Raw genomic sequence first — 20,619 nt, forward strand, 5'->3', positions numbered from 1 at the left:
GCGTCATGCGTCCCCTGACATCGTAAAAACCGGAGAAGCGCCATGCTCGCGCGCAACGATTCCGCATCTGCCGATGAAGCGCCGTCGACCAAGTTCGCCAAGGACCAGCTCAAATCGATCATCGAGCGCATCGAGCGGCTGGAGGAGGAAAAGAAAGCCACGTCCGACGACATCCGCGACGTCTACTCCGAGGCCAAGGGCAACGGCTACGACGTCAAGGCGCTGCGCACCATTGTGCGGATGAGGAAGCAGGATCCGAACGAGCGGGCGGAAAGCGAGACGATCCTCGAGACCTACATGCAGGCGCTGGGGATGCTGTGATGGCGCTGCGCAGGGACGTTCCTGTCCTCCGTCTTCCGGTCGGCAGCAGCAGCCATCAGATTGTCAATGTCTACGGCTTTACGGCCGAAGAGATCGGCATGCCGCTCGTCGAGATCGCCGGGCTCGGCTGCCAACTCAATCTCACGATCGAGAAGGCGGAAAAGCTTGCCGAAGGGGTGATGGTTGCAGTTCGTCGCGCTCGCGGCGAGGCCGCTCCAACCCCACTCGATGAGTTCATGAAGCGACGGGGCGGGGCGTGAAACGTCATCGTTGGGCCAAAAAGACCGACTTTCCGCTCGCGCGCAAGAGCGAGCGCGCCTGCTACGACTGCCCCGTTGTGAAGGTCGGCCGCCATGAGGCGGAAGGTCCTTTAGAGCGTGATTGGTACGAATACTGGCGCGATGGTGTGCGGATCGATGATGGCCACACGGTACCCGCCTGCGAACCCGTCGAGGTGCAGGTATGACCACCCGTGCGATGATCGTTGACATCTTCGGCCGCTACCGCCTGCCGCTGTCCGACGAGAAGGACCTGCAAGCCAAGATCGCGGAGATGCTGGAGCTGGAGCAGGTACCGTTCGTCCGCGAAGTCCGCCTCGATGACAGCGACATCGTCGACTTCATGGTCGGCGAGGGCGCGCTGCTCCAGCCGCTCGCGCCATGCTGCGCCATCGAGGTCAAGATCGGCGGATCGCGCCGGGCGATCTATCGGCAAGTCGAGCGCTACTGCGCCCATCCGCAGGTCGCCGAGATCGTGCTCGCCACCAACGTGCCGATGAACCTGCCGGACGAGGTCGGCGGCAAGCCGACCGCGGTTGCCAATCTTGGAAGGGCATGGCTGTGAATATGTCGGTCCAGAACGACGATCTGCTGGCCGCTGCCGCAGCACTCGCCTGGCGCGAGGAGGCAGCGGGCCCGCGAACCTATGGCCAGCTCGCTTACTCGGAAGTCTTGCGCTGCTGGGTCATTACCGAGCTCGAGCCGCAGGTCGCCATCCGCGCCAAGCGGATATTCCCGCGCCTGTCGCCGACGCAGGTCGGCTCCTACACCTTTGTCGATACCGACGAGACGCGCTCGGAGCTCGAATGGTTCCTTGAGCGCTATCCGCTCGTCGTGTCGCCGGCCGACCGCGCGCGCCTTGCTGAAGGGCGCATCCGCCATGAGCGCGTCCGCTCCGAGATCGACCAGGTCCTGACGCGAGACTGGCAGCCGTCGGGCAGGCCCGCGATGCTGCGTCCCAACAAGGTGCTGCGGCCGAACCAGGCCCGCGCGGTCGAGGTCGCCCGGCGCACAGGCCGGCTTCTGATCGCCGACGACGTCGGCATGGGCAAGACGCTGGCCGCGCTCGTTGCGGGCATGGAGATGCTGCCGATGGCGATTGCCTGCGAGGCCCATGTCTCCGAGCAATGGCAGCGCGAATTCATCAGCGAGTTCACGACGCTCTCCAGCCACGTGATCCAGTCGACCAAGCCGTATCCGCTGCCGGACGTCGACTGCTACATCTTCCGCTATTCCAACCAGTGGGGATGGTGCGATATCGCCGCAACGGGCCGGTTCCGCACCACGATCTTCGATGAGGTGCAGAACCTGCGCCACGGCCGCGGCACCCAAAAAGGCGAGGCCGCCTCCGTGTTCGCCAACCATTCGGCCTTGCGGATCGGGCTGTCGGCAACGCCGATCTACGGCTATGGCGGGGAAATCTTCAACATCCTCGACATCATCGAGCCCGGCATTCTCGGCACCCGCGACGAGTTCATCCGCGAGTGGTGCAAATACGCTGATGATTCCAAGCTGATCATCGAGAAACCGCAGGCGCTGGGTGCGCACCTTCGCGACCTCAACATCATGATCCGCGAGATTGGCGGCGGGCCGCCCTCCAACCGGATCGTGGTCGACGTGCCTTACGACGAGGAGGCCGCCGCCGCGGACGAGCAGCTCGCCCGCACGCTGGCGCTGAAGGTTCTCTCCGGCTCCTTCACAGAGCGCGGGCAGGCCGCGCGCGAGCTCGACATGATGGCGCGCCATACGACCGGCGTTGCCAAGGCGCGCCACGTTGCGGGCTACGTCAAGATCCTGCTCGATGCCAAGACGCCGATCATCCTCGGCGGCTGGCACCGCGACGTCTACGACATCTGGATGCGGGAGCTCGCCGCCTACAATCCGCTGCTCTACACGGGCTCGGAGACGCCAAAGGAGAAGGACCGCGTCAAGCGCGCCTTCATGCAGGGCGAGACCGACTGCATCATCATGTCGTTGCGCTCCGGCGCCGGCCTCGACGGCTTGCAGCACCGCTGCGCAACCGTGGTGCACGGCGAGCTCGACTGGTCGCGCGAGGTCCACAAGCAGCTGGCAGGCCGGCTGCGTCCGCATCAGCGGACCGATCCGATCACGGAAATCTTCATCGTCGCCGACGGCGGGTCTGATCCCGTCATCGCCTCCGTGCAGGGCCTGAAGGCCAGCCAGGCGCGCGGCATCATCGATCCCAAGGCGGGCCTTGAGCAGGTGCACTCCGATGCATCCCGCATCAAGACACTCGCCAAAATGTACCTGGAGAAGGGGCAATGACCGACCAGAGCCGATTTACACCCTGGACGATGACCGACATCAGAAAGGCAGCCGCGATCTGGCAGCGCGACTTCGCCGACCACTACGGCGACAGCGACGGTCCCTGGGGCAAGCAGGGGGAGGTCTGCGCCACGATCGGGCTTGCCATCGGCAAGAGTGCGGCGGGCGTCACGGCGCGCTACCTCCGCTTCGGGCCGGCATTCACGGCCGGACGGCACGGCAGCGGACCATCCGAACAGGCCTATGCCGAGCTTGAGCGGCGTGGGGCCGCGGCCGGTCGCCGCGACCTGACGGCCGCTGTGTTCGGCGATCCGCCGCCCGGCTATTCCGCGCTCGACAAGCGCCGGACAGGAGCGCGGCCATGAGCGGCGATGTGGTGACGGGCAATTTCCCGGACGCTCCGCCGGCACCCGCGCAGCGCCACGTCTTCGGCGATCCAGTCAGCGTGACGCCCTCACTCGAGCTCGACCGGCATCAGCAGACCGAGCGCACCTGCTCGGTCTGCGGCGCCGTCAAGGTGACCGTGCACGCACCCGACGGCAGCGCCTGGCGCGAGTGGCGCGCCTCGACGTCGGCGGCGCAGCGGCGCTTTGATGACGACCTGCCGTGCGCACCCAAGATCGGCGGGGCGTCATGAGGGCAGGCCTTTCGACCCTCGCATTGTCTCACGCGCGGCCGATGGCGTCGCGCGCTCATGCCCGGGATTGGCCCGGCCATGCCCGTTGTTCGACTTGTCCACAGGTGACCCTTTGACGACCGATACCGCAAAGCGCCGGGCACGCCGCGTCGCCTCCGACGAGGCGCATGCATGGGCGCGCTCGCTCAAACTCAACAACCCGAACGCCAAGACGGTCCTGCGGGCGCTGGCGCTCTATGTGAATGGCGAAGCGTCTTGCTTTGTCGGCATCGACCAGCTCGCCGACGATACGGACCTGTCGGCCGATACGGTTCGCCGTCGCCTCGTCTGGCTGGAACAGATCGGCGCGATCGTCCGCCTGCCGCAGTGGATCGACGGCAACGGCCGACGCAACAGCGAGGGGCGAGGCAAGCGCACGACCGATGAAATCCGGCTTCTGCTCGATGCCGACAGCGACGCTATCGAAGCCCGCGCGATCGGCCAGGAGGTGGAAACGGTCGACGAGGTTAGCCCTAGCAGCCAGCAAGGGCTAACCGACGACGCTGAAATTGCTACCGAAACCCTTAGCCCTGCGCCAGCCCTCGGTCAGCCCTCGCAGTGGTGCGAGGTACTAACCTCTGAACCTGAACCTGAAGATTCCCCCCTGTCCCCCCTTCGGGGGGCTGGCGATCTCGAAGGTTGGAAGGATTTTGAAAGCGATTGGGGCGAGCCGATCTTGCGCCAGTCGATCGCGCAACAGGTCTGGCAAGCGCTCTCCGCCGATGAACGGAACATGGCGAGACAAGCCGCGCGGGGCTATGCGGTTCACCTGCGCAGCCAGCGCAGGCCTCCGGCTCGGCTAGGTGCGCACCTGTTCCTGAAGGAACGCGATGCGTGGCAAGGCTTTGCGAAGCTTGCGCCCGATGCCGCCGCTGCGGCGTTGCCTGCGAGCTACGACGCGGCAAGCCCGGAGGGCAAGGCGATCAGCGCGCTTTACGCGGTTGCCCGCACGCGCCCGCCGGAAAGCCGCGGCCGGATCGTCTATCCGAGGGCGCTGACACCGCAGCTGCTCGCGTTCAACAGCGAGGGCATGACCCCGCGCGGCCTGTGGATCGAGCGTTCGGACCAGATCAGCGCCTGGTCGAAATTCATCGCAACGCACGTACCGGGCAACCGGGCCTCCCTGATGGACACCCGGGGCATGGGGCTTGAGCAGCGTCGCGGCATCTACGCGCCCTGGCCGTGGCCGCCATCGGTCGACGGCAAGGTCTACACGGAGGCCGAACGGCCGCCCGACCAGCTGATGACCGATCAAGATTACAACGATTTCAACTAGGAGCAGAGGAATGCCGGACATCACCACGGCCATGTTGAACGCCAAACTCGCCGCCGATCTGAAGGAACAGCGCCGGACGCCGGAGAGCCGGGAGCGCGCCGCGGCTCGCCGGCAAGCGTACAATGCCCCGAAGGGGCTGGTTGCAGCGGGTCATCCGGTCAAGGGTCTGAGCGAAGACGACACCGTCCCATGCTTCGATCCCTGGATGATCGCGCGCGCGGACACCAACCGCGAGCATGCCGCATGGCAGTCGCTGCGGCGGGAAGGCTGCGAGGCCTGGTACCCGGCCGGGCGCAAGCTGCGCCAGATGCCGAAACGGTTCCTGCCATCGAAAACGCGCAACAAGCGTCACGTCGTGAGCGAGGAATTGCGGCTGCCTTATCCGGGCTACGTGTTCTTCCGCAGGCTCACGCCGAGCAGCCAGAAGATCAACCTGATGCGGCTCTATGAGCTCGACGGCATTGTCGGCATCTGCATGTTCGGCGAGCATCTGGCGCTGGCCGAGGATCACGAAATCCAGATGCTCCGCTTCAAGGAAGACATCGGCAGTTTCGATGAATGGGACATCGACCTGACGGCAAAGCAGTTCGCGCTGTCCGAGGTTCGCCGCAGCGAGGCCGCCAAGGAGCGGTGGGAGAAGCCGCCGCAGGTTCTTGGCGCGCTTGACACGAATCAGGGTCCGCGTCTCTATCTCGTCGAAGCTTTCGGGCGGATCACCCGTATCGTCGCAGCAACAGGAGACCTCACAGTCGAGCGCTGAGAAGGATGCGGGACCCGGATAGGGTACCACGCAAAGTGCGAAGCCTGAGAGACGTAAGCCCCGCCATCGAGCGGGGCTTTGTCGTTTGTAGGAGCTTAAAACGCTCCTCCTCTGTGGGATGGTGAACCGGCGGAACGCCGCTCGTGCATGAAACGCGGGCGGCGTTTTGCGTTTCAGACATAGGTTGTGCGGCGATCGGTTAGCCCCTGTTGCCGCTGCCCTCCTTGGGCGTTTCCTCCCTAGACTTGGGCCGCTTCTTCATCAGAAGCGGCCCTTTTTTCTTTGCGGCGAGATTGAGTCAGAGCGGACTCAGATGGAATCAGATCGATGCACTCCGTTGCCTTGCGTAACCCGCAGGAAGAGCGCGCCGCGCAGCATTTGGCTGCGGGCTTTGCGCTGACTCCTGAGGAGCGCGCCAAGCGCGGCTTGCCGATGACGGCGAGCCTGCAGGAGGAGGCGGCGGCGCTCGGCGGCCTCGACACGGCCGCATCGTCGTTTCGCGCGAACGCCCGCAAATTCTGCCAGCGCAAGCTGATCCGCGAGCGCGTCGCCGGCATCCAGTATCAGGGCGCGATGCTGGCCTCGACATCGGTCGCCTCGCTCCTGGTCGAGGCCGAAGAGGCCCGCGATCTGGCGATGAAGCTGAAGGAGCCGAGCGCGGCGAACCAGTGCATCCAGACCAAAGCCAAGCTCGCCGGCATCTGGCGCGACAAGGTCGAGGCAACCGGCAAGGACGGCGTGCCGCTCGCGGGCGCCGCGGTCACGGTCGGCGGGCCGACGATCATCATGACGGGCGCGCCGGGCGGTGCATGACGAGCGGCCCGACGCGCTCCGCGTTCACCTCTGGCCGAAACAGTGGACCGCGTTCCTAACCGAGGCGACGGAAGTCCTGTTCGGCGGCGCGGCCGGCCCGGGCAAGTCGCATCTGATGCGGGTCGCCGCGATCGTGTGGTGCTGCTCGATCGCAGGCCTTCAGGTCTATCTGTTCCGCCGCGTGCGCGAGGATCTCTACAAGAACCACCTCGAAGGCCCGAAAGGCTTTCGCGCGCTGCTGGCGCCGCTGGTGCTTGGCGGCTGGTGCCGCATTATCGGCGATGAAGTCCGCTTCTGGAACGGCAGCCGCATCTATCTCTGCCACTGCAAGGCGGAGAGCGACGTCTACAAGTACCAGGGCGCGGAAATCCACGTCCTGTTGATCGACGAGCTGACGCACTTTTCCGAGTTCATGTACCGCTTCCTGCGCGGACGCGTGCGCATGGTCGGCATCACGCTGCCGGCGGAGTATGTCGGCAAGTTTCCGCGGATCCTGTGCGGCTCCAACCCTGGCAATACCGGGCATCTCTGGGTCAAGACGACCTTCATCACCGGCACGATGCCGCTTGCGATCCGCCGCATGGCGAAGAGCGAAGGCGGCATGCTGCGGCAGTTCATCCCGGCGCGGCTCGAAGATAATCCTTCGATGATGAAGGACGATCCGGACTATGAAGCCAAGCTGTACGGCCTTGGGTCCGCGTCCCTCGTCAAGGCGATGCGCGATGGTGACTGGGATGTGGTCGAGGGCGCGTTCTTCGACGAGTGGAGCAACCCCCAGCATGTTCTCACGCCGTTCACTCTTCCGCGCCATTGGCTGCGGTTTCGCTCTGGGGACTGGGGCTCTTTCAGCCCGTACAGCATCGGATGGTGGGCCGTCGTCGGCGACGACTACCACCTTCGCGGGTCCGAGGCATTGGCTCACGCGGGAAGAAGTCGCGGACATGTTTCCGCAGCCGGCGATCGTGGCGACGAGGCTCAGCCCGGCATTCGAGCACGAGTACTGCCTCGCGGCGCCCTCATCCGCTATCGCGAAGCCTACGGCGCCAAGGGCGGCAAGCTGACGGCCGAACAGGTCGGCCAGCGCATCGTCAAACTGGAGAAAGACGATCCAAAGCTGTCCTACGGCGTGCTCGATCCCTCGACCTTCAAGGAAGACGGCGGCCCCTCGATCGCAGAGCGCATCAACGCGGTGCTGCTCAAGGACAAGCTGATCCCGTTCCACGAAGCCGACAACACGCGCGTCTCCCGCTCCGAAAGCCGGGACCGCGGCGGCCCGATGTCGGGCTGGGACCTGATGCGTTCGCGCCTGATCGGGACGGCCAAGCGCGGCGAGGATGGCGCCGTCGACTGGATGACCGGCCGGCCGATGCTCTACGTGTTCGCAACCTGTGTGGACTTCATCCGGACCGTGCCCGTGCTCCAGCACGATCATGCCCGGCCTGAAGACCTCGACACCACGGGCGAGGATCACGCCGCCGACGATGGTCGTTACGCCTGCGCCTCGCGCCCCTGGGTGAAGTCGCTGACGTCGGCAGCCAAGGAAGCGCGCGAAGCCTACGGCGAGAGCCGGGAAGAGCGCTACACCGACGACACTGCAACCCTGTAAGGGAGAACGACGATGGACGATCAGCAGCAAGCCCAAGGCGACCAGGTTGCCCCGGCCGCCGCCCCGACCCTCGAAGAGATCGAGGCCAAGCGCAACGCGGAGAACCTCGAGCGCGCCAAGGCCGGCGGCTATGTCGAGCCGGTCGAGCCCTCGATCTCGGAGCGGGTCGCCGCCCTGGTGGCGGGCGTGCAGCACGCGATTGAGCACAACTCCCCGATCAGCCGCGAGCACTTCGAGGAGATGAAGGCGCTGCTCGGGCATCGCGAGGGTTCGGCGCCGCAGGGCGAGCAGTCGCAGAGTTGATCGGCCCAAACGATGATGACGACCTCGACAGCGTCGAGGTCGAGCCCGACGATCCGGACGAATGGCGGGATTACGCCGACGAGCTTGACGGAGACGATGCCGATGGCTGACACCACCTCCGCCCCGGCCAACAAGGCGCTCGCCTACCAGGGCAGGCCGCGCCGCGAGCCGTCTGGGGCCGCCAAGAAGAGCGTCACCCGCAAGCGCGCCAAGAGCGCCATCAATCGCGGGCTGGTCTCCGAGAAGGCCGCCAAGCGCCATCTGGGTGACGTCTGATGGCGCGCGAGCCGCTCGGCAGCCGCATGCGCTCGTTCGGCGTTGTCCTGCACGGGCAATTGACGGAGAAGCAGTGGAAGGAATTCCTCTGCGCCGTGTGCGACGCGATCGGCATGTACCCGGTCGGGGAGCCCAAGGTCTGGACCTATCCGCTGGAGGGCAAGGGCGGCACCGGTCAGACCATCATGCTGCCGATCACGGAATCCTTCCTGGTCGTCGACACCTGGTCCGACCATGACGGCGCTTACCTGTTCGTCTGCTCCTGCCGGGAGTTCGCGATGGGTGCGATCTACGACCAGGCCGAGGCGTTCGGTATCAAGCCGTCGACCGAGGATGACGGCGCGTTCTTTCACCAGTTGAGGCTCACACAATGATGTATCGGCCTCACGATGCCTGGATCGTTGTGGCGCGTCGTCATTGGTCCCTGCTGGCGCTGGTCACGATATCGGTGCTGGCTGTTGTCTGGCTCTACGCCATGATGGATTCGACCTGCCGATGAACCTGAAGTCCAAGACAGCACTCGTCTACGACAATGGCGTCTTCACTGAATTGGCCGTGACGCTCGCAAAGTCGTTCGGGCGCGTCCTCTACTACGTGCCCTGGACCAGCGGCATGCCGAAGTCCAACGCGCTGCTGATTGGCGAAGGCCTGCCCGGCGTCGAGCGCGTCGAGAACCCCTTCGACTGCTTCGACGAGGTGGACATCTGGATTTTCCCGGACGTCTACGAAGCCGGCATGCAGAAGTGGCTGGTTGCGCAAGGCAAGCGCGTGTTCGGCTGCCGCGGCGGCGCTGAGCTCGAGATCGACCGGCCGGTCTCCAAGGAGAAGAGCAAGAAGCTCGGCATCGATATCGGCCTGTACAAGGTCATCACCGGCCTCGATGCGCTCCGCAAGTACCTGAAGGCCCATGACGATCAGTGGGTGAAGATATCAGGCACGCGCGGCGACATGGAGACCTTCGGCGCCAAGTCCTATGACAAGGTCGAGGTGCGCCTCAACGAGCTGGAGCACAAGCTCGGGGCCTACACCAAGATCATGCAGTTCACGGTCGAGGCGGGCATCAACGATGCCGTCGAGACCGGCTATGACGGCATCTGCGTCGACGGCCGGTTCGCCAAGAGCGCGATGACCGGCGTCGAGGTCAAGGACGAAGCCTACCTGATGAAGACGGTTCGCTGGTCGGAGCTTCCCGAACAGGTCCGCAGCGTCAACGAGAAGCTGGCGCCCGCGCTGAAAGGTTACGGCTACCGCGGCTTCCTCTCGACGGAGGTGCGCTGCACCAAGGACGGCAAGGCCTATCTGATCGACCCGTGCTGCCGCGCCGGCTCGCCGCCGAACGAGCTCTATCAGGTCCTGATGGAGAACATCGCCGAGGTGATCTGGAACGCCGCCGAAGGCATCATCGTCGAGCCGGAGTACAAGGCCAAGTGGGGCGCCGAGGTCCTGCTGATCAGCGAGTGGGCCGATCAGAACTGGATGCACGTTGCGATCCCGAAAGAGGTCCGCGACTTCGTCAAGCTGCGCAACTTCTGCTGCATCGAGGGCGAGTATTACGTCATCCCGCAATGGACCGGCTGCGCCGAGATCGGCGCCGTCGTCGCCTTCGGCAATACGCCCGATGAAGCGATCGCCAACTGCAAGGCGGTCGCCGAGCAGGTCGAGGGCCATCTCCTCGACAAGCCCGTCGACGCGCTCGACGTCGCGCGCGAGCAGCTGGAGCAGGTGCTGGGCAAGGACAAGCCGAAGTCCAGGCAGCAGCGTGAGGCCGAAGCGCTCTATGCCAAGGGCCGGATTTCGGACAAGCAGCTGGACAAGATGATCGCGAAGGGGTGAGGCGATGGCGAGCGGTTGGCGGACCCTTTACGAACTGTCGCGGCTGAACGGTTATGGGATAGTCGAAGCGTTCGTTTGTGTTGCTGCCAAACGGCTGTTCGGAACCAAGCTCTACTATCATCCGCTCAGAGAGCGCCGCCGCATCAGACGCGAACGGCTAGCCTCATGCTTGCACGGTCGCTGACACGTCGCCGGCGCGAGCGTTTCTTTAACGACGATCGCCCGCGCTGGCAGGACATTCCGGAGGAGCCGGAAGTCGATCTCGATGACGACAGTCCGGAAGCCTACGACCGGCTCGGCATGATGATGAAGATCGACGGCATGGACCGCGCCTGGCGTGACCTGATCAACGAATATGGCTTTTCGCGCGTCGTCAGCCTGATGGGCGACGGGCATCAGGCGAAGTCGGCAGCCAAGTTGCTTGCCGATCGCCGCCGCCGCGAGCAGGGGCAGGGAGACGTCGCATGGCAAAGTCCAAGGTGAAAGTCGGGGATGCGCCAGTGCCCGCAACGAGCGAGGCCGCGCGCCGCTATGACGAGTGGGAAGTCCGCGAAGCGATGCGGACCCTGATGCGCGCGGAAGAGATCCAGGGGGACAAGAAGCTCATGGGCATGGTTCGGAAAGAAGCGGCCAAGGAATCCGCCAAGATGGCAGAGGTCTCTCAGAAGGCCGAGCGGCTCGCCCGCAGCGGCCACATCTCCGAAAAGCAGCTTGCCAAGCTGAAGAAGGACAAGCCGATCGCCTCCGGCAAGGAAGGTGATACCGGCAAGTCGCAGACCATGCGCGGCGTGGCGACGAAGTAGCCGATGCCGCTCATCGAATATTCGCCTCTGGACGAAATGGACCGCGCGGACGCCGCGCGCGTCGCGCCGCTTGTGGGCGGCCGCGATCCTGAGACGAGCGAAGACTTCTCGCGGCAGGATCCGGTCGGCGGCGGCGACATCAATCCGAACCAGTTCCTCACGGTCGGCGAGCTGCGCCGGCAATACCTCGACTACGTCGACAGCAAGGTCGAGGAGGTCGAGGAGGCCAAGGATTCACGGCGCTACTATCACGGCGCCCAGCTCACGGCCGATCAGCTGCGCGTGCTGAAGGCGCGCCATCAGCCCGTGCAAATCTGGAACCGGGTCGGACGCAAGATCAACGGCATCGTCGGTGTCGTCGAGCGCATGCGCTGCGACCCCAAGGCCGAAGGGCGCGATCCCAAGAGCGAGGCGGGCGCTTCCGTTGCGACGCAGACCGTTCGTTACGTGCTCGATGCCAACCAGTTCAAGAACTCGACGAACTACTGGACGCTGATTCAGACCGGCATCGACGGCATCGGCGGCGTGCAGCTTGTGCTCCAGAAGGGCGACAAGGGCGACCCCGACGTCGGTATCGAGTGGGTCATCGGCGACGAATATTTTTACGATCCGCGTTCGTTTCGCTTCGACTTCAAGGATGTCCGGTACGAGGGCGTCGCGAAGTGGATGGATGTGGACGCGGCCGTCGAGATCTTCCCCGACAAGGAGGAGTTGCTTCAGGGCCTGTTCCAGGGCGACAGCGACCTGACGACAAATCCGGATCGCGAGATCAAGTGGCTGATCACGTCCACGCGCCGCGTGCGCATGGTGGAGCACTGGTACAAGCACAAAGGCAAGTGGTGCTGGGCGTTCTACGTCGCCAACGTGCTGCTCGACGAGGGCGTCTCGCCGTTCTTCGACGAGCGCGGCCAGTCGGTCTCATCCTTCGAGATGTGGGGACCGTTCATCGACCAGGACGGCGACCGCTATTCGTTCGTCCGCACCTTCAAGGGTCCGCAGGACGCGCTGAACCAAGGCAAGTCCAAGACCCTGGCGCTGGCCAATTCGCGGCGCATCAACATGGAGAAGGGTGCCGTCGACGACGTCGAGCGCACCCGCCTCGAGGCCGCGCGACATGACGGCGTGATCGAGCGCAACAAGGGCTTCGACCTCAAGATCGACGACACGACGCCGGAAGTGGCGACCTTCACCTCGTTCACGGAGGACGCCAAGAACGAACTGGATGGCTTTGCCAACTCCAACATCGCCGCGATGACCGGCGCCGGCATGACGCAGCTGTCGGGCAAGGCGATCGAGCTGCTCCGCCAGCCCGGCATGGCCGAGCTCGGGCCGTTCGTGCTGGGGCATCGGATGTGGCGGCTCAACCTCTATCGCAAGATCTGGAACGCCTGCCAGCGGCATTGGACCGCCGAGCGCTGGATCAGGGTCAACAACAACCAGAAGCTTGCCGAGTTCATCCAGATCAACGGCGTCGATCTTGACGAATACGGACGTCCCGTCCTCGTCAATGCCGTGGGCGCGCTCGACGTCAACATCGTGCTCGATGAGGGCCGCGACCTGATCTCGGCGCTTCAGGAGCTGTCCGACAAGCTCTCGAAATATCCGCCCGGCACCATCCCGCCGCAGATCCTGGTCGAGATCGACCCGGACATCCCGCGCGACGAAAAGGACAAGCTGCAGCAGATGATGGCGCCCAAGCCCGAACAGCTGCAGATCCAGCAGGCCAAGACGCAACTCGAATTGCAGCACGCCGCCGGCAAGAACGCCAAGCAGGCAGCCGAGACGCAGAGGTCGCTTGCATCGGCCGAGCTCTCACTGGCGAGCGCGCAAACCAAGCGGGCGCAGGTGACGACAGAAGCCGCGCGCGCGGGCCATTTGGCGCGCGCGTCCGAACTCGATGCCGCAACCTTCGTACGGGATTCACTGGTCAAGGCGCACGAGGTGATGTTGCCGTTCCTGCAACAGCAGGGTCAGGCCGCCATGCAGCAACCGCCGCGTCAGCCTGCGCCAATTGGCGCAGGCATGCGCTGATCGTCCGTCACGAGGGAGAGCGCGATGCGGTTGTTTGTCAAAGCAATGGTCGCCTGTTCGGTGCTTGTGGCGGCGGCCTATGTGATCGCGTGGGTGACGGTGTTTCGGCATCCGCCGGCGGGCCTGCCGGACACGTTCTACTGGACGACGGCGTTGCACCTGCCGGCGGCCGTGCTCATCAGCCCGAATATCGTGTTCGGCTCCTGGCTGTGCTGCTTCCTGGGCATGCTGTTCGGCGCCGGCCTCTTCACCTGAAGCCGCGCGGGCTACGGCATCAACGACGCAAAAGGAGAAGGTTCGATGCTGGCATGGGTCAGAGGGATTGCGCTCGGCTGCGCAATGCTTGGCGGCGCGGTCGCAGCGCATGCGCAGAGCGCGGTGCCGTCGGACAATTGGTCCGTCTCGATCACGACGGGCAATACGTTCCAGACCATCCAGAGCGCCAATAATTCCCGGCGCGCGCTGACGATCCAAAACAACAACACGGCCGATAATTGCTACGTCAACGTCGACGGCTCGGTCGCTGCCGGGAGCACCACGGCCACCTCTGTCACCACGACAGGCAGCAAGCAGAGCGTCACGGCTGCCAAAGCCTCGATCCTGCTGCTGCCCGGTGGGTCGTACACTCGTTACTACCCGTACACGGATGGCGGCCCGATCGTTGCGACCTGCGCCTCCAATGGCGACAGCCTTTACGTCGCGATCCAGTAGCCGGAGGCTGACACGCCAATGAAGCGCCTGGTCACATCGCTGCTCGCATGCCTGATGCTGCTTACGCTGTCGCCGGCATTTGCCGACGGCATCGATAATCCGATCAGTGGCGGTGCCTCCGGCTCGCAGGCAAACGTCACTCCTGGCGGGGCGACACTTCGCCAGATCACCAGCCGCGTCGGAATCCCGAACCAGATATCGGGATCGAACGCGACGGGCGGCTGGCGTTCGTGGCAGGTGGCGTATGACGCGGTCAGCGCGCTCAAGGTCTGTTTCTTCAACGGCAAGGTGCTGTCCAACGCGGGCGAGACCGGCACTGGCGACATCGGGACCTATCGGGTTGCGGTTGAGTACCCAAAGGGCACGTGGACCGACCTCACTTTCGGCGGCCTGACGACCGGCGTTGTGATCGCGGACAACACCTTTGGCTGCACGGATCTGACGCAACTCGGATTCACCATCCCGGCGTTCACCAAGTTCCGGCTGAGCGGTGACATCAGTATTGCCGGCGTAGGTCGTGTTCCGGCGCTCGGCTGGTCGAATGCCTGTGACCGCGCCAATGGCGACGAATTCCAGTCCGGCGCGGCCGGCTTCAACCACTACAAGGACGCCACGGTCCTCGGCTCCGGCTCGGCGCAGTGCTTCCATCCCGCGCTCGTGCTCGGTTCCACGAACAAGACAGTCTGGTGGGGCATCGGCGACAGCATCATGGCTGGCGTCAATGACCAGGGCGGAGACCCGTCAGGGGGCCGCGGGCTGCTCGGTCGTTCGATGGCTGCCCTGGGCCCGACGCTCAACTACGGCGTCCCCGGCGACCGCGCCAGCCTCTATGCGGTGGGTGCGAACACCACCAGCCGGATGGCACTGGCGGCCCTCGGCGGGGCCACCACGGCGGTTCTCCAGCTCGGCGTCAACGATTTCTTCTCCGGCAGCCGCACGACCGATCAGGTCCTGACCGATCGCGCGACGATCCGCGCGGCCGTCAAGGTCGCCGTCCCCGGCATCAAGGTCATCGACACGACCATCACGCCGGTCACGACGTCGACGGACGGCTGGGCGACGACGACAAATCAGACCGTCTCAAATGCTGGAAACAACAACTCTCGTGCGGCATTCAACGATTTCCTCCGCGGCGTGGTGTCTTATTCGGCGCTTTGCACTGAGACGACGAGCAATGCTGTCCTGGCCTGCGGAGCGCCTCCCAACGCAACAAATCCCATGCCCGTCACTTCAACAGCGCCAGGGATGCGGGTCACTGGAACGGGAATTACCGGGACCACAACTGTCTCCGTCGCGAACCTGGTGACCGGAAATATTACGGTCGATGTAGCGGCCAACGTGACAGGATCTGGCAATCAAACGCTCACATTCGCATGGCCTTCGACATCTGCCACGTTCCCCGCGACGAACGACGGCTTGATCGATGTCGCGCGGCTTGTCGAAAGTGCCACCTATCAGGCGGCCGGGCCGATCGCCAACGGTGGCGTGTGGATGGCTGGCTACGTCGGGCAGACCGATGGCACGCATCCCAACTTCTACGGCTACCAGCTAGTGCAGCCGATCATCTCAAATCAGCTAACGGCCTACCGGTCGGCTTATTGATTTGTCATTTGGAGTTTCGCTCATGTCCACCACAGCCAAGCCCACGCGCCCAGGTGCATCCGCTCCGCCGCTGCTCAAGAACGCCTCCGCCGCGCCCTTCATCTATTTCGACAACGCGCCGCTCTACGGCATCGCAGGCCTTGGCATCGAGGTCGAGCTGACGGCGGCCACCATCATTCCGAAGTCTGACGGTTCGGTCACGCGCGAGGCGGTCTGCGTGTCGCATCTGCGCTGCTCGCCGAACTCGGCACTCGCGCTGATCGACAGTCTTCAGAAGGCGGTCGACATGTACAACCGGCAGGCCAGCGCGCTCGCGCGAGAGGCTGCCGAAGTCGCGGGCGCGGCATCCGACAAGGCTGCCGCCTAAAACCAGTTTCGGTCAGCGCCACCAGACGGCGTGCGGCTCTTTGGGTGCCGATCTACAAACCCTGCGGCAGGCGTCCTCCATAGCGGCGCAACGCAAATTCAAACGGTACCGGCGTGACGCTGTCCGAGCAATCGGCGGCGCGAACGGTGCTGCGGTCCGCCTCGCGACCACACGCGGGCACAGTGAAAAGGTAGCCATTCAATGGGTCAGATAAGGGAAGTCGACGCCATCTCGGATGCGATCATCGAGACCGAAAGGGAGATCGCAGGAGAGGCGTGGGGTAACGAAGATACCGAACGGGCAGATGCTTCCGGAGATCGCACGCTCGAGAGCGTTGGCGAGGGTCTGGAAGGTCAGCACGAAGCCGCAACCGATGAGGACGAGCACGCCGAAGGCTCCGAGGAGCAGGACGGCGAGGAGGAGTCCGAAGAGGACGCGGAGGACGGGGAAGAGAGCGAGGCTGAGGAAGCCGCGGCTGACACGACGGGTCAGCAGCGCGAGCAGGAGCAGCCTGCGGGCCGCGTGCCTTCGGGCAAGCTCCGCGAAGAGGCCGAGAAGCGGCGGCAGGCTGAGGCCAAGATTGCCGACCTCGAGGCCAGGCTTGCGGCAGCGCCTGCGGACAACCCGAAGGTTGCGGCTCTCGAAGCGAAGCTCGAGGCGCTGACGGCGCTTCTCAACGGCACGCGGCAGGCGCCGCAGGCCGCGAAGGAAGAACCGAAGGCCGAAGCCGAAGTCCCCGACATCTTCGAAAACCCCAAAGGGTTTAGCGACTATCTTCTCAATGCTGTGCAGCAGGCGGTCGCGCCCGTTCGCAGCGAGGTGCGTAAGACGCAGGTCGAGACGAGCTTCGCGCTCGCTCACTCCACGCACAAGGATACGTTCGCCAAGGCGTTTGAGGCCATCAACGGTCTCAACCCGCAGAACCCCGACGACCGGGCAACCGTGCAGCGCATCTACAACGCGCCCAATCCGGGCGAGGAGTTGGTGCGATGGCACAAGCGGACCACGGCGCTCGCGCGCTTCGGGGACGACCCCGATGCAGCGGAAGCCCGCATCCGCGAAGAAACCCGGCAATCCCTGCTCAAAGACCCTGAGTTCAAGAAGCAGCTTCTCGCAGAGATGCGCGGTGAAGCTGCGACTGGAGAGAATGGCGCCCCGCGTACCACTGTCCGGCTGCCCCCGTCTGCCCAGCGCGCGCGTGCCGGCTCCAATATTGGAGCCGATCGCATGGACCATAGTGCGCAGGACAATTCGGAACAGTCGGTCGCTGACGCTGCCTGGCGCTAGGACCGCGATCAACTCCTCGAGCTCTTAAAACGATATCGATCCGCCGCGCGTCCCGCGCGGCGGCGAGCTGAGCATTCGCGCACCTTCCGCCGGGCTTCAACCTCTTGAGGGAAGCCATGGCGCTTACGACCACTGCTGCAAACAACAAGCTCATCTATTTCCGAAAGGAAATCTACCGGGAATACGTTCGCGAAAACCTGTTCTCGCCCTATATGGGCCCGTCGATGAACGCGATCATCCGCGTCATCACGGACCTCGACAAGGGCGGCAAGAACGGCGGCGAGCAGATCAACATCCCGCTCCGCGCCCGCCTCAACGGCCAGGGCGTCGGCTCGGGACAGCTGCGCGGCAACGAAGAGGCTCTGGACAACCAGGGCACCCGCATGTGGATCGACTGGTCGCGCCACGCGGTCACGATCAACAACGCCGAAGAGCAGAAGTCCTCCGTCGACCTCTACGCCGAGATCAAGCCGGCGTTGACCGACTGGGGTCAGGAGAAGCAGCGCGACGAGATCGTCGACGGCTTCTACGCGCTGCCTTCGCAGAACGCGCCCGCAGGCCTCGGATCCGCCAACGGCCAGCGCGTCAACGGCATCCTGTTCGATGCTGCGACGGCTGCTCAGCGCAACACCTGGATCACGGACAATGCGGACCGGATCCTGGTCGGCAACGGCAACACGGCGAACCTTGTCGCCGGCAACTTCGCCGCCTCGATGGCGAACGTGACCGGCGCGATGGTGCTCTCGGGTGCGCTCGTCAACCGCATGAAGCGGTCGGCGAAGAAGGCGAACCCGCGCATCCGTCCCTTCAAGCTGAAGGAAAACGGCACCGAGTGGTTCGTGCTGTTCGTCGGGCAGGAGCAGTTCCGCGACGCGCAGAACGATGCCGACATCAAGGGTGCCAACCAGAACAGCCGCGCGCGTGAGAACCAGGGCTACTTGAAGAACCCGATCTTCGTGGACGGCGACCTGCTCTACAACGGCGTGATCATCCGGGAAATCCCCGAAATGTCGCTCCGCCTGCCGGTTTTCTACCAGACCGCAGGATCCGGCGGCATCCAGATCGCGCCCGCGTTCCTGTGCGGTCAGGGCGCGATGGCCTGGTGCTGGGGCAAGATGCCGACGCCGACGTTCCTCAAGGAGGATGACTATCAGTTCCTCCGCGGTGCGGGCATCAAGATGGCCTACGGCGTCGGCAAGATCGCCAAGCTGAACGCGGCTGGAAACTTCAAGGAGTGGGGCGTCTATACCGCCTTCCTCGCCGCAGTCGGCGACAACTAGCCTTCAGCCGATGAGTGAACGGACGGCGCGAATTGTTCGCGCCGTCCTCTCTTCAACACAAATCTCTTGGCCCAGGAGGCCATCCATGAAGCAAAAGCTCTTGGCGACGCTCCGCGAGCTCGCCGCTCTCTCCCGCTCGGCCGCGCTGGCGGCCCTTGTTGCTCTGGGTATCGCAGGCATGGGCATCGGCCCCATTGCTGCGACCACGCTGACGCTGACGCCCACGAACACGCTGGCGCCCCGGTACTATCCGGAGCAGCTGACGCACTACGTGCGCTTTGCGGTCGACTTCAACGACTGTCCCTTGCGCGCGGCGGACACGGCCTGTTCGCTCCGCGTGGCGACGCTGCCCTACAACGCGTTCCTGGTGTCGATCAGCAAGCAGATCATCACGACGTTCAACCCGACGACGTCGGCGACGATCGCGCTCGGCACCTCGGGGCAGGCCACCAACGTGATGGCGGCCTTCAACGTCTTCACGGGCCAGTCGACCGCCGCGGCGTTCGATACGGGCTTTGCCGGCGCCGGCGAGCTCGTCACCGGATCCGGCGCGACCCAGACGGGCGCCAATGGCGGCTTCGACATCTACGCGACCTACACCGTCGGCGCCGCCGGCAGCCAGGGCACGCAGGGCCGGGCCATCTTCATCATCCAGTACATCGCGCCCAACGACGGCGACTGCGTCGCGGTGCCGGCCGGCGCGACCGCAACGTCCTGCTGATTTCTCTCAACAACCCTGAAGCCCGGGCCTGACAGCCCGGGCATCGCCTCAAAACGACAAGGAGCGTGGAATGCCGAAAGTTGCGGAGACGATCACCTATGTGCCGGGTCAGCATGATCCGAGCTTCGTGAAATGGTGTGGCCACACGCTCCAGGCCAATGTGCCCAAGGAAATCAAGGGCGATCCGGACGGATCGTCCACTGAGAAGCTGAACGCCCAGATGATCGAAAGCGCGAAGGGCAACCCGCACTTCGTCGTCGGCGATCCGAGCAAGGCGCAGCGCAGTCCGCGCAACAAGCAGCCGAAGGATGCCAAGTCGTACCGGGCCTATTTCATCGACTGGCTCAAGGACGAGACCTTCGAGACGCCGGAAGAGCTGATCGGCCGGTTTGCGCGCGACCGCGAGCTGCAAGCCAAATGCGAGGTCGGCCCCGACGACTTCGCGCTGATGGGCGAGCTCTTCATGCCGAAGCTGTCCGATCTTGCGAAGGCCTGCGACATGGCCGAGGCGCAGCTTGCGGCGGTGTGGATCAATCACGGCTTCAATCAGCTGCCCTGGTAGCCGATGGCCCCGACCTCGCCATATCGATCCTCGAGCGATCTCGTGCTCGCGGTCCTCAAGCGCACCAACGTGCTGGCCGTCGGCCAGGCGGTGGACCCTGAGGACTTCGCGATCGTGAACGACAATCTGGAATCCGTTTTCCGCAAGATTGCCGGGCTCGAGATCGTCTACGTTGCCGATCGCGACAACATTCCGGCCGCGTGGTTCTCCGACCTCGTCGATATTTTTTCCGGCGAGTGCGGCTCCGACCTTGGCATTTCCGGACAGGACCTGGTCGACCTCATCAACAAGGGGCTTGGCGGGCCACCACAAACCGAAGTCGGCGCGGGGGCTGCAGCCAAGTCGCTCAAGATCATCTGCCGCGGCAAGCCGACTTACGAGACGTTCCGGATGACGACGTTCTGATGAAGCGCCCGGTCCCGATCCCGTTCCCGCTGTCGAGCTTCCCGGGCATCAACCCGCAGGAAGGCGCCGGCCGCCTGATCAACTGCTATGCCGAGCCGCTGGGCGAGCCGTCGCGCCCGACGGGCCCGGCGGCGCAGGTCTGGCGCGGCACGCCCGGGCTCTCGCAGCATGCCATCACGGCACAGACGGGTTACCGCGGCGGCCTCCTGGTGCGGAACCTGTCCTATGAGGTGTTCAAGGATACCGCGCTGACGGTCGATGCGGCCGGTGTCGTCAACGTGCTTGGGGCATTCCCCGGTACCAAGGGTGTCTCGATCGCGCGCAATCTTGCGGGCGCGCCTGACGTGGTCGCGGTTGACCTGGACAACGGCGCCTACCAGTTGTCGACGGGCGGGGCGCCGGTCGCCTATAACGGCGGCGGG

The 20,619-nt window shown here is 64.7% G+C and carries 29 protein-coding genes; all 29 read left to right on the top strand.

The window, feature by feature from the left end; genetic code table 11:
* Positions 1–42 precede the first annotated feature (42 nt).
* Positions 43–321, top strand: a complete 279-nt coding sequence (locus PMI42_RS07730) for a DUF2312 domain-containing protein (protein WP_008132285.1) — start codon at positions 43–45, stop codon at positions 319–321.
* Complete coding sequence (locus PMI42_RS07735) at positions 321–581, top strand: hypothetical protein (RefSeq protein WP_008132286.1); 261 nt, start codon at positions 321–323, stop codon at positions 579–581. The genes PMI42_RS07730 and PMI42_RS07735 overlap by 1 nt, the downstream gene beginning before the upstream one ends.
* Positions 578–787 carry a hypothetical protein gene (locus PMI42_RS38990; protein ID WP_008132287.1) on the top strand — a complete coding sequence of 70 codons (210 nt, stop codon included), beginning with the start codon at positions 578–580 and terminating at the stop codon, positions 785–787. Before PMI42_RS07735 ends, PMI42_RS38990 begins: the two co-directional genes overlap by 4 nt.
* Entirely contained in the window at positions 784–1,164 is a 381-nt protein-coding gene (locus tag PMI42_RS07740) for a hypothetical protein (RefSeq protein WP_008132288.1), read from the top strand. The genes PMI42_RS38990 and PMI42_RS07740 overlap by 4 nt, the downstream gene beginning before the upstream one ends.
* Positions 1,155–2,885 (top strand): SNF2-related protein, encoded by a 1,731-nt coding sequence (locus PMI42_RS07745; protein WP_008132290.1) that lies wholly within the window; start codon positions 1,155–1,157, stop codon positions 2,883–2,885. Before PMI42_RS07740 ends, PMI42_RS07745 begins: the two co-directional genes overlap by 10 nt.
* Complete coding sequence (locus PMI42_RS07750) at positions 2,882–3,250, top strand: hypothetical protein (RefSeq protein ID WP_008132292.1); 369 nt, start codon at positions 2,882–2,884, stop codon at positions 3,248–3,250. The genes PMI42_RS07745 and PMI42_RS07750 overlap by 4 nt, the downstream gene beginning before the upstream one ends.
* The gene (locus PMI42_RS07755) at positions 3,247–3,522 is read left to right on the top strand and encodes a hypothetical protein (RefSeq protein WP_008132294.1); all 276 of its coding nucleotides are present in this window, start codon (positions 3,247–3,249) and stop codon (positions 3,520–3,522) included. The genes PMI42_RS07750 and PMI42_RS07755 overlap by 4 nt, the downstream gene beginning before the upstream one ends.
* Positions 3,523–3,634: 112 nt before the next feature.
* A complete protein-coding gene (locus PMI42_RS07760) occupies positions 3,635–4,837 on the top strand; it encodes a helix-turn-helix domain-containing protein (protein ID WP_008132296.1) in 1,203 nt (400 codons plus the stop codon).
* Positions 4,838–4,847: 10 nt separating this feature from the next.
* Positions 4,848–5,597 carry a hypothetical protein gene (locus PMI42_RS07765; RefSeq protein WP_008132297.1) on the top strand — a complete coding sequence of 250 codons (750 nt, stop codon included), beginning with the start codon at positions 4,848–4,850 and terminating at the stop codon, positions 5,595–5,597.
* A 327-nt stretch (positions 5,598–5,924) separates the two neighbouring features.
* Positions 5,925–6,410, top strand: a complete 486-nt coding sequence (locus PMI42_RS07770) for a hypothetical protein (protein ID WP_008132300.1) — start codon at positions 5,925–5,927, stop codon at positions 6,408–6,410.
* A complete protein-coding gene (locus PMI42_RS07775) occupies positions 6,403–8,016 on the top strand; it encodes a terminase family protein (protein ID WP_008132302.1) in 1,614 nt (537 codons plus the stop codon). Before PMI42_RS07770 ends, PMI42_RS07775 begins: the two co-directional genes overlap by 8 nt.
* Before the next feature lie 12 nt (positions 8,017–8,028).
* On the top strand, positions 8,029–8,319 hold the full coding sequence (locus PMI42_RS07780) for a hypothetical protein (protein ID WP_008132304.1): 291 nt from the start codon (positions 8,029–8,031) through the stop codon (positions 8,317–8,319).
* 102 nt (positions 8,320–8,421) lie between these two features.
* Positions 8,422–8,595 carry a hypothetical protein gene (locus PMI42_RS38995; protein ID WP_008132305.1) on the top strand — a complete coding sequence of 58 codons (174 nt, stop codon included), beginning with the start codon at positions 8,422–8,424 and terminating at the stop codon, positions 8,593–8,595.
* Complete coding sequence (locus PMI42_RS07785) at positions 8,595–8,969, top strand: hypothetical protein (protein WP_008132307.1); 375 nt, start codon at positions 8,595–8,597, stop codon at positions 8,967–8,969. Before PMI42_RS38995 ends, PMI42_RS07785 begins: the two co-directional genes overlap by 1 nt.
* Entirely contained in the window at positions 8,966–9,094 is a 129-nt protein-coding gene (locus tag PMI42_RS40635) for a hypothetical protein (RefSeq protein ID WP_008132309.1), read from the top strand. Before PMI42_RS07785 ends, PMI42_RS40635 begins: the two co-directional genes overlap by 4 nt.
* Positions 9,091–10,428 carry a hypothetical protein gene (locus tag PMI42_RS07790; protein WP_008132311.1) on the top strand — a complete coding sequence of 446 codons (1,338 nt, stop codon included), beginning with the start codon at positions 9,091–9,093 and terminating at the stop codon, positions 10,426–10,428. The genes PMI42_RS40635 and PMI42_RS07790 overlap by 4 nt, the downstream gene beginning before the upstream one ends.
* A 165-nt stretch (positions 10,429–10,593) precedes the next feature.
* On the top strand, positions 10,594–10,911 hold the full coding sequence (locus tag PMI42_RS07795; protein ID WP_008132314.1) for a hypothetical protein: 318 nt from the start codon (positions 10,594–10,596) through the stop codon (positions 10,909–10,911).
* Positions 10,893–11,231 (top strand): hypothetical protein, encoded by a 339-nt coding sequence (locus tag PMI42_RS07800; RefSeq protein WP_008132317.1) that lies wholly within the window; start codon positions 10,893–10,895, stop codon positions 11,229–11,231. The genes PMI42_RS07795 and PMI42_RS07800 overlap by 19 nt, the downstream gene beginning before the upstream one ends.
* 3 nt (positions 11,232–11,234) lie before the next feature.
* The gene (locus PMI42_RS07805) at positions 11,235–13,262 is read left to right on the top strand and encodes a portal protein (protein WP_008132318.1); all 2,028 of its coding nucleotides are present in this window, start codon (positions 11,235–11,237) and stop codon (positions 13,260–13,262) included.
* A gap of 24 nt (positions 13,263–13,286) precedes the next feature.
* On the top strand, positions 13,287–13,517 hold the full coding sequence (locus PMI42_RS07810) for a hypothetical protein (protein WP_008132320.1): 231 nt from the start codon (positions 13,287–13,289) through the stop codon (positions 13,515–13,517).
* Between the two features lie 45 nt (positions 13,518–13,562).
* Positions 13,563–13,973 (top strand): hypothetical protein, encoded by a 411-nt coding sequence (locus PMI42_RS07815; RefSeq protein WP_008132322.1) that lies wholly within the window; start codon positions 13,563–13,565, stop codon positions 13,971–13,973.
* Between the two features lie 18 nt (positions 13,974–13,991).
* The gene (locus PMI42_RS07820) at positions 13,992–15,575 is read left to right on the top strand and encodes an SGNH/GDSL hydrolase family protein (RefSeq protein WP_008132324.1); all 1,584 of its coding nucleotides are present in this window, start codon (positions 13,992–13,994) and stop codon (positions 15,573–15,575) included.
* Between the two features lie 22 nt (positions 15,576–15,597).
* A complete protein-coding gene (locus PMI42_RS37430; RefSeq protein WP_008132325.1) occupies positions 15,598–15,942 on the top strand; it encodes a hypothetical protein in 345 nt (114 codons plus the stop codon).
* Between the two features lie 201 nt (positions 15,943–16,143).
* On the top strand, positions 16,144–17,229 hold the full coding sequence (locus PMI42_RS07830) for a hypothetical protein (protein WP_008132328.1): 1,086 nt from the start codon (positions 16,144–16,146) through the stop codon (positions 17,227–17,229).
* A gap of 116 nt (positions 17,230–17,345) precedes the next feature.
* Positions 17,346–18,509 carry a phage capsid family protein gene (locus PMI42_RS07835; RefSeq protein WP_008132330.1) on the top strand — a complete coding sequence of 388 codons (1,164 nt, stop codon included), beginning with the start codon at positions 17,346–17,348 and terminating at the stop codon, positions 18,507–18,509.
* An 85-nt stretch (positions 18,510–18,594) separates the two neighbouring features.
* Entirely contained in the window at positions 18,595–19,230 is a 636-nt protein-coding gene (locus tag PMI42_RS07840) for a hypothetical protein (RefSeq protein ID WP_008132332.1), read from the top strand.
* 70 nt (positions 19,231–19,300) lie between these two features.
* Positions 19,301–19,792: a hypothetical protein gene (locus PMI42_RS07845; RefSeq protein WP_008132334.1), complete on the top strand. Its 492-nt coding sequence runs from the start codon at positions 19,301–19,303 to the stop codon at positions 19,790–19,792.
* A gap of 42 nt (positions 19,793–19,834) precedes the next feature.
* Positions 19,835–20,197, top strand: coding sequence for a hypothetical protein (locus tag PMI42_RS07850; protein ID WP_008132336.1), 363 nt, complete (start codon positions 19,835–19,837; stop codon positions 20,195–20,197).
* On the top strand, positions 20,197–20,619 hold a 423-nt coding region (locus PMI42_RS07855), incomplete at its 3' end, for a hypothetical protein (protein ID WP_008132339.1). The genes PMI42_RS07850 and PMI42_RS07855, both read left to right, overlap by 1 nt.

This window comes from Bradyrhizobium sp. YR681, from assembly GCF_000282615.1.
Lineage (GTDB): Bacteria > Pseudomonadota > Alphaproteobacteria > Rhizobiales > Xanthobacteraceae > Bradyrhizobium.

Coding starts and splice junctions, on each gene's coding strand:
- PMI42_RS07745 (WP_008132290.1), top strand. CDS start 1,155: ATGGCTGTGAATATGTCGGTCCAGAACGACGATCTGCTGGCCGCTGCC.
- PMI42_RS07780 (WP_008132304.1), top strand. CDS start 8,029: ATGGACGATCAGCAGCAAGCCCAAGGCGACCAGGTTGCCCCGGCCGCC.
- PMI42_RS07785 (WP_008132307.1), top strand. CDS start 8,595: ATGGCGCGCGAGCCGCTCGGCAGCCGCATGCGCTCGTTCGGCGTTGTC.
- PMI42_RS07750 (WP_008132292.1), top strand. CDS start 2,882: ATGACCGACCAGAGCCGATTTACACCCTGGACGATGACCGACATCAGA.
- PMI42_RS07810 (WP_008132320.1), top strand. CDS start 13,287: ATGCGGTTGTTTGTCAAAGCAATGGTCGCCTGTTCGGTGCTTGTGGCG.
- PMI42_RS07835 (WP_008132330.1), top strand. CDS start 17,346: ATGGCGCTTACGACCACTGCTGCAAACAACAAGCTCATCTATTTCCGA.
- PMI42_RS07830 (WP_008132328.1), top strand. CDS start 16,144: ATGGGTCAGATAAGGGAAGTCGACGCCATCTCGGATGCGATCATCGAG.
- PMI42_RS07815 (WP_008132322.1), top strand. CDS start 13,563: ATGCTGGCATGGGTCAGAGGGATTGCGCTCGGCTGCGCAATGCTTGGC.
- PMI42_RS07755 (WP_008132294.1), top strand. CDS start 3,247: ATGAGCGGCGATGTGGTGACGGGCAATTTCCCGGACGCTCCGCCGGCA.
- PMI42_RS07840 (WP_008132332.1), top strand. CDS start 18,595: ATGAAGCAAAAGCTCTTGGCGACGCTCCGCGAGCTCGCCGCTCTCTCC.
- PMI42_RS07820 (WP_008132324.1), top strand. CDS start 13,992: ATGAAGCGCCTGGTCACATCGCTGCTCGCATGCCTGATGCTGCTTACG.
- PMI42_RS37430 (WP_008132325.1), top strand. CDS start 15,598: ATGTCCACCACAGCCAAGCCCACGCGCCCAGGTGCATCCGCTCCGCCG.
- PMI42_RS38995 (WP_008132305.1), top strand. CDS start 8,422: ATGGCTGACACCACCTCCGCCCCGGCCAACAAGGCGCTCGCCTACCAG.
- PMI42_RS07730 (WP_008132285.1), top strand. CDS start 43: ATGCTCGCGCGCAACGATTCCGCATCTGCCGATGAAGCGCCGTCGACC.
- PMI42_RS07805 (WP_008132318.1), top strand. CDS start 11,235: ATGCCGCTCATCGAATATTCGCCTCTGGACGAAATGGACCGCGCGGAC.
- PMI42_RS07795 (WP_008132314.1), top strand. CDS start 10,594: ATGCTTGCACGGTCGCTGACACGTCGCCGGCGCGAGCGTTTCTTTAAC.
- PMI42_RS07845 (WP_008132334.1), top strand. CDS start 19,301: ATGCCGAAAGTTGCGGAGACGATCACCTATGTGCCGGGTCAGCATGAT.
- PMI42_RS40635 (WP_008132309.1), top strand. CDS start 8,966: ATGATGTATCGGCCTCACGATGCCTGGATCGTTGTGGCGCGTCGTCAT.
- PMI42_RS07740 (WP_008132288.1), top strand. CDS start 784: ATGACCACCCGTGCGATGATCGTTGACATCTTCGGCCGCTACCGCCTG.
- PMI42_RS07735 (WP_008132286.1), top strand. CDS start 321: ATGGCGCTGCGCAGGGACGTTCCTGTCCTCCGTCTTCCGGTCGGCAGC.
- PMI42_RS07765 (WP_008132297.1), top strand. CDS start 4,848: ATGCCGGACATCACCACGGCCATGTTGAACGCCAAACTCGCCGCCGAT.
- PMI42_RS07770 (WP_008132300.1), top strand. CDS start 5,925: ATGCACTCCGTTGCCTTGCGTAACCCGCAGGAAGAGCGCGCCGCGCAG.
- PMI42_RS07790 (WP_008132311.1), top strand. CDS start 9,091: ATGAACCTGAAGTCCAAGACAGCACTCGTCTACGACAATGGCGTCTTC.
- PMI42_RS07800 (WP_008132317.1), top strand. CDS start 10,893: ATGGCAAAGTCCAAGGTGAAAGTCGGGGATGCGCCAGTGCCCGCAACG.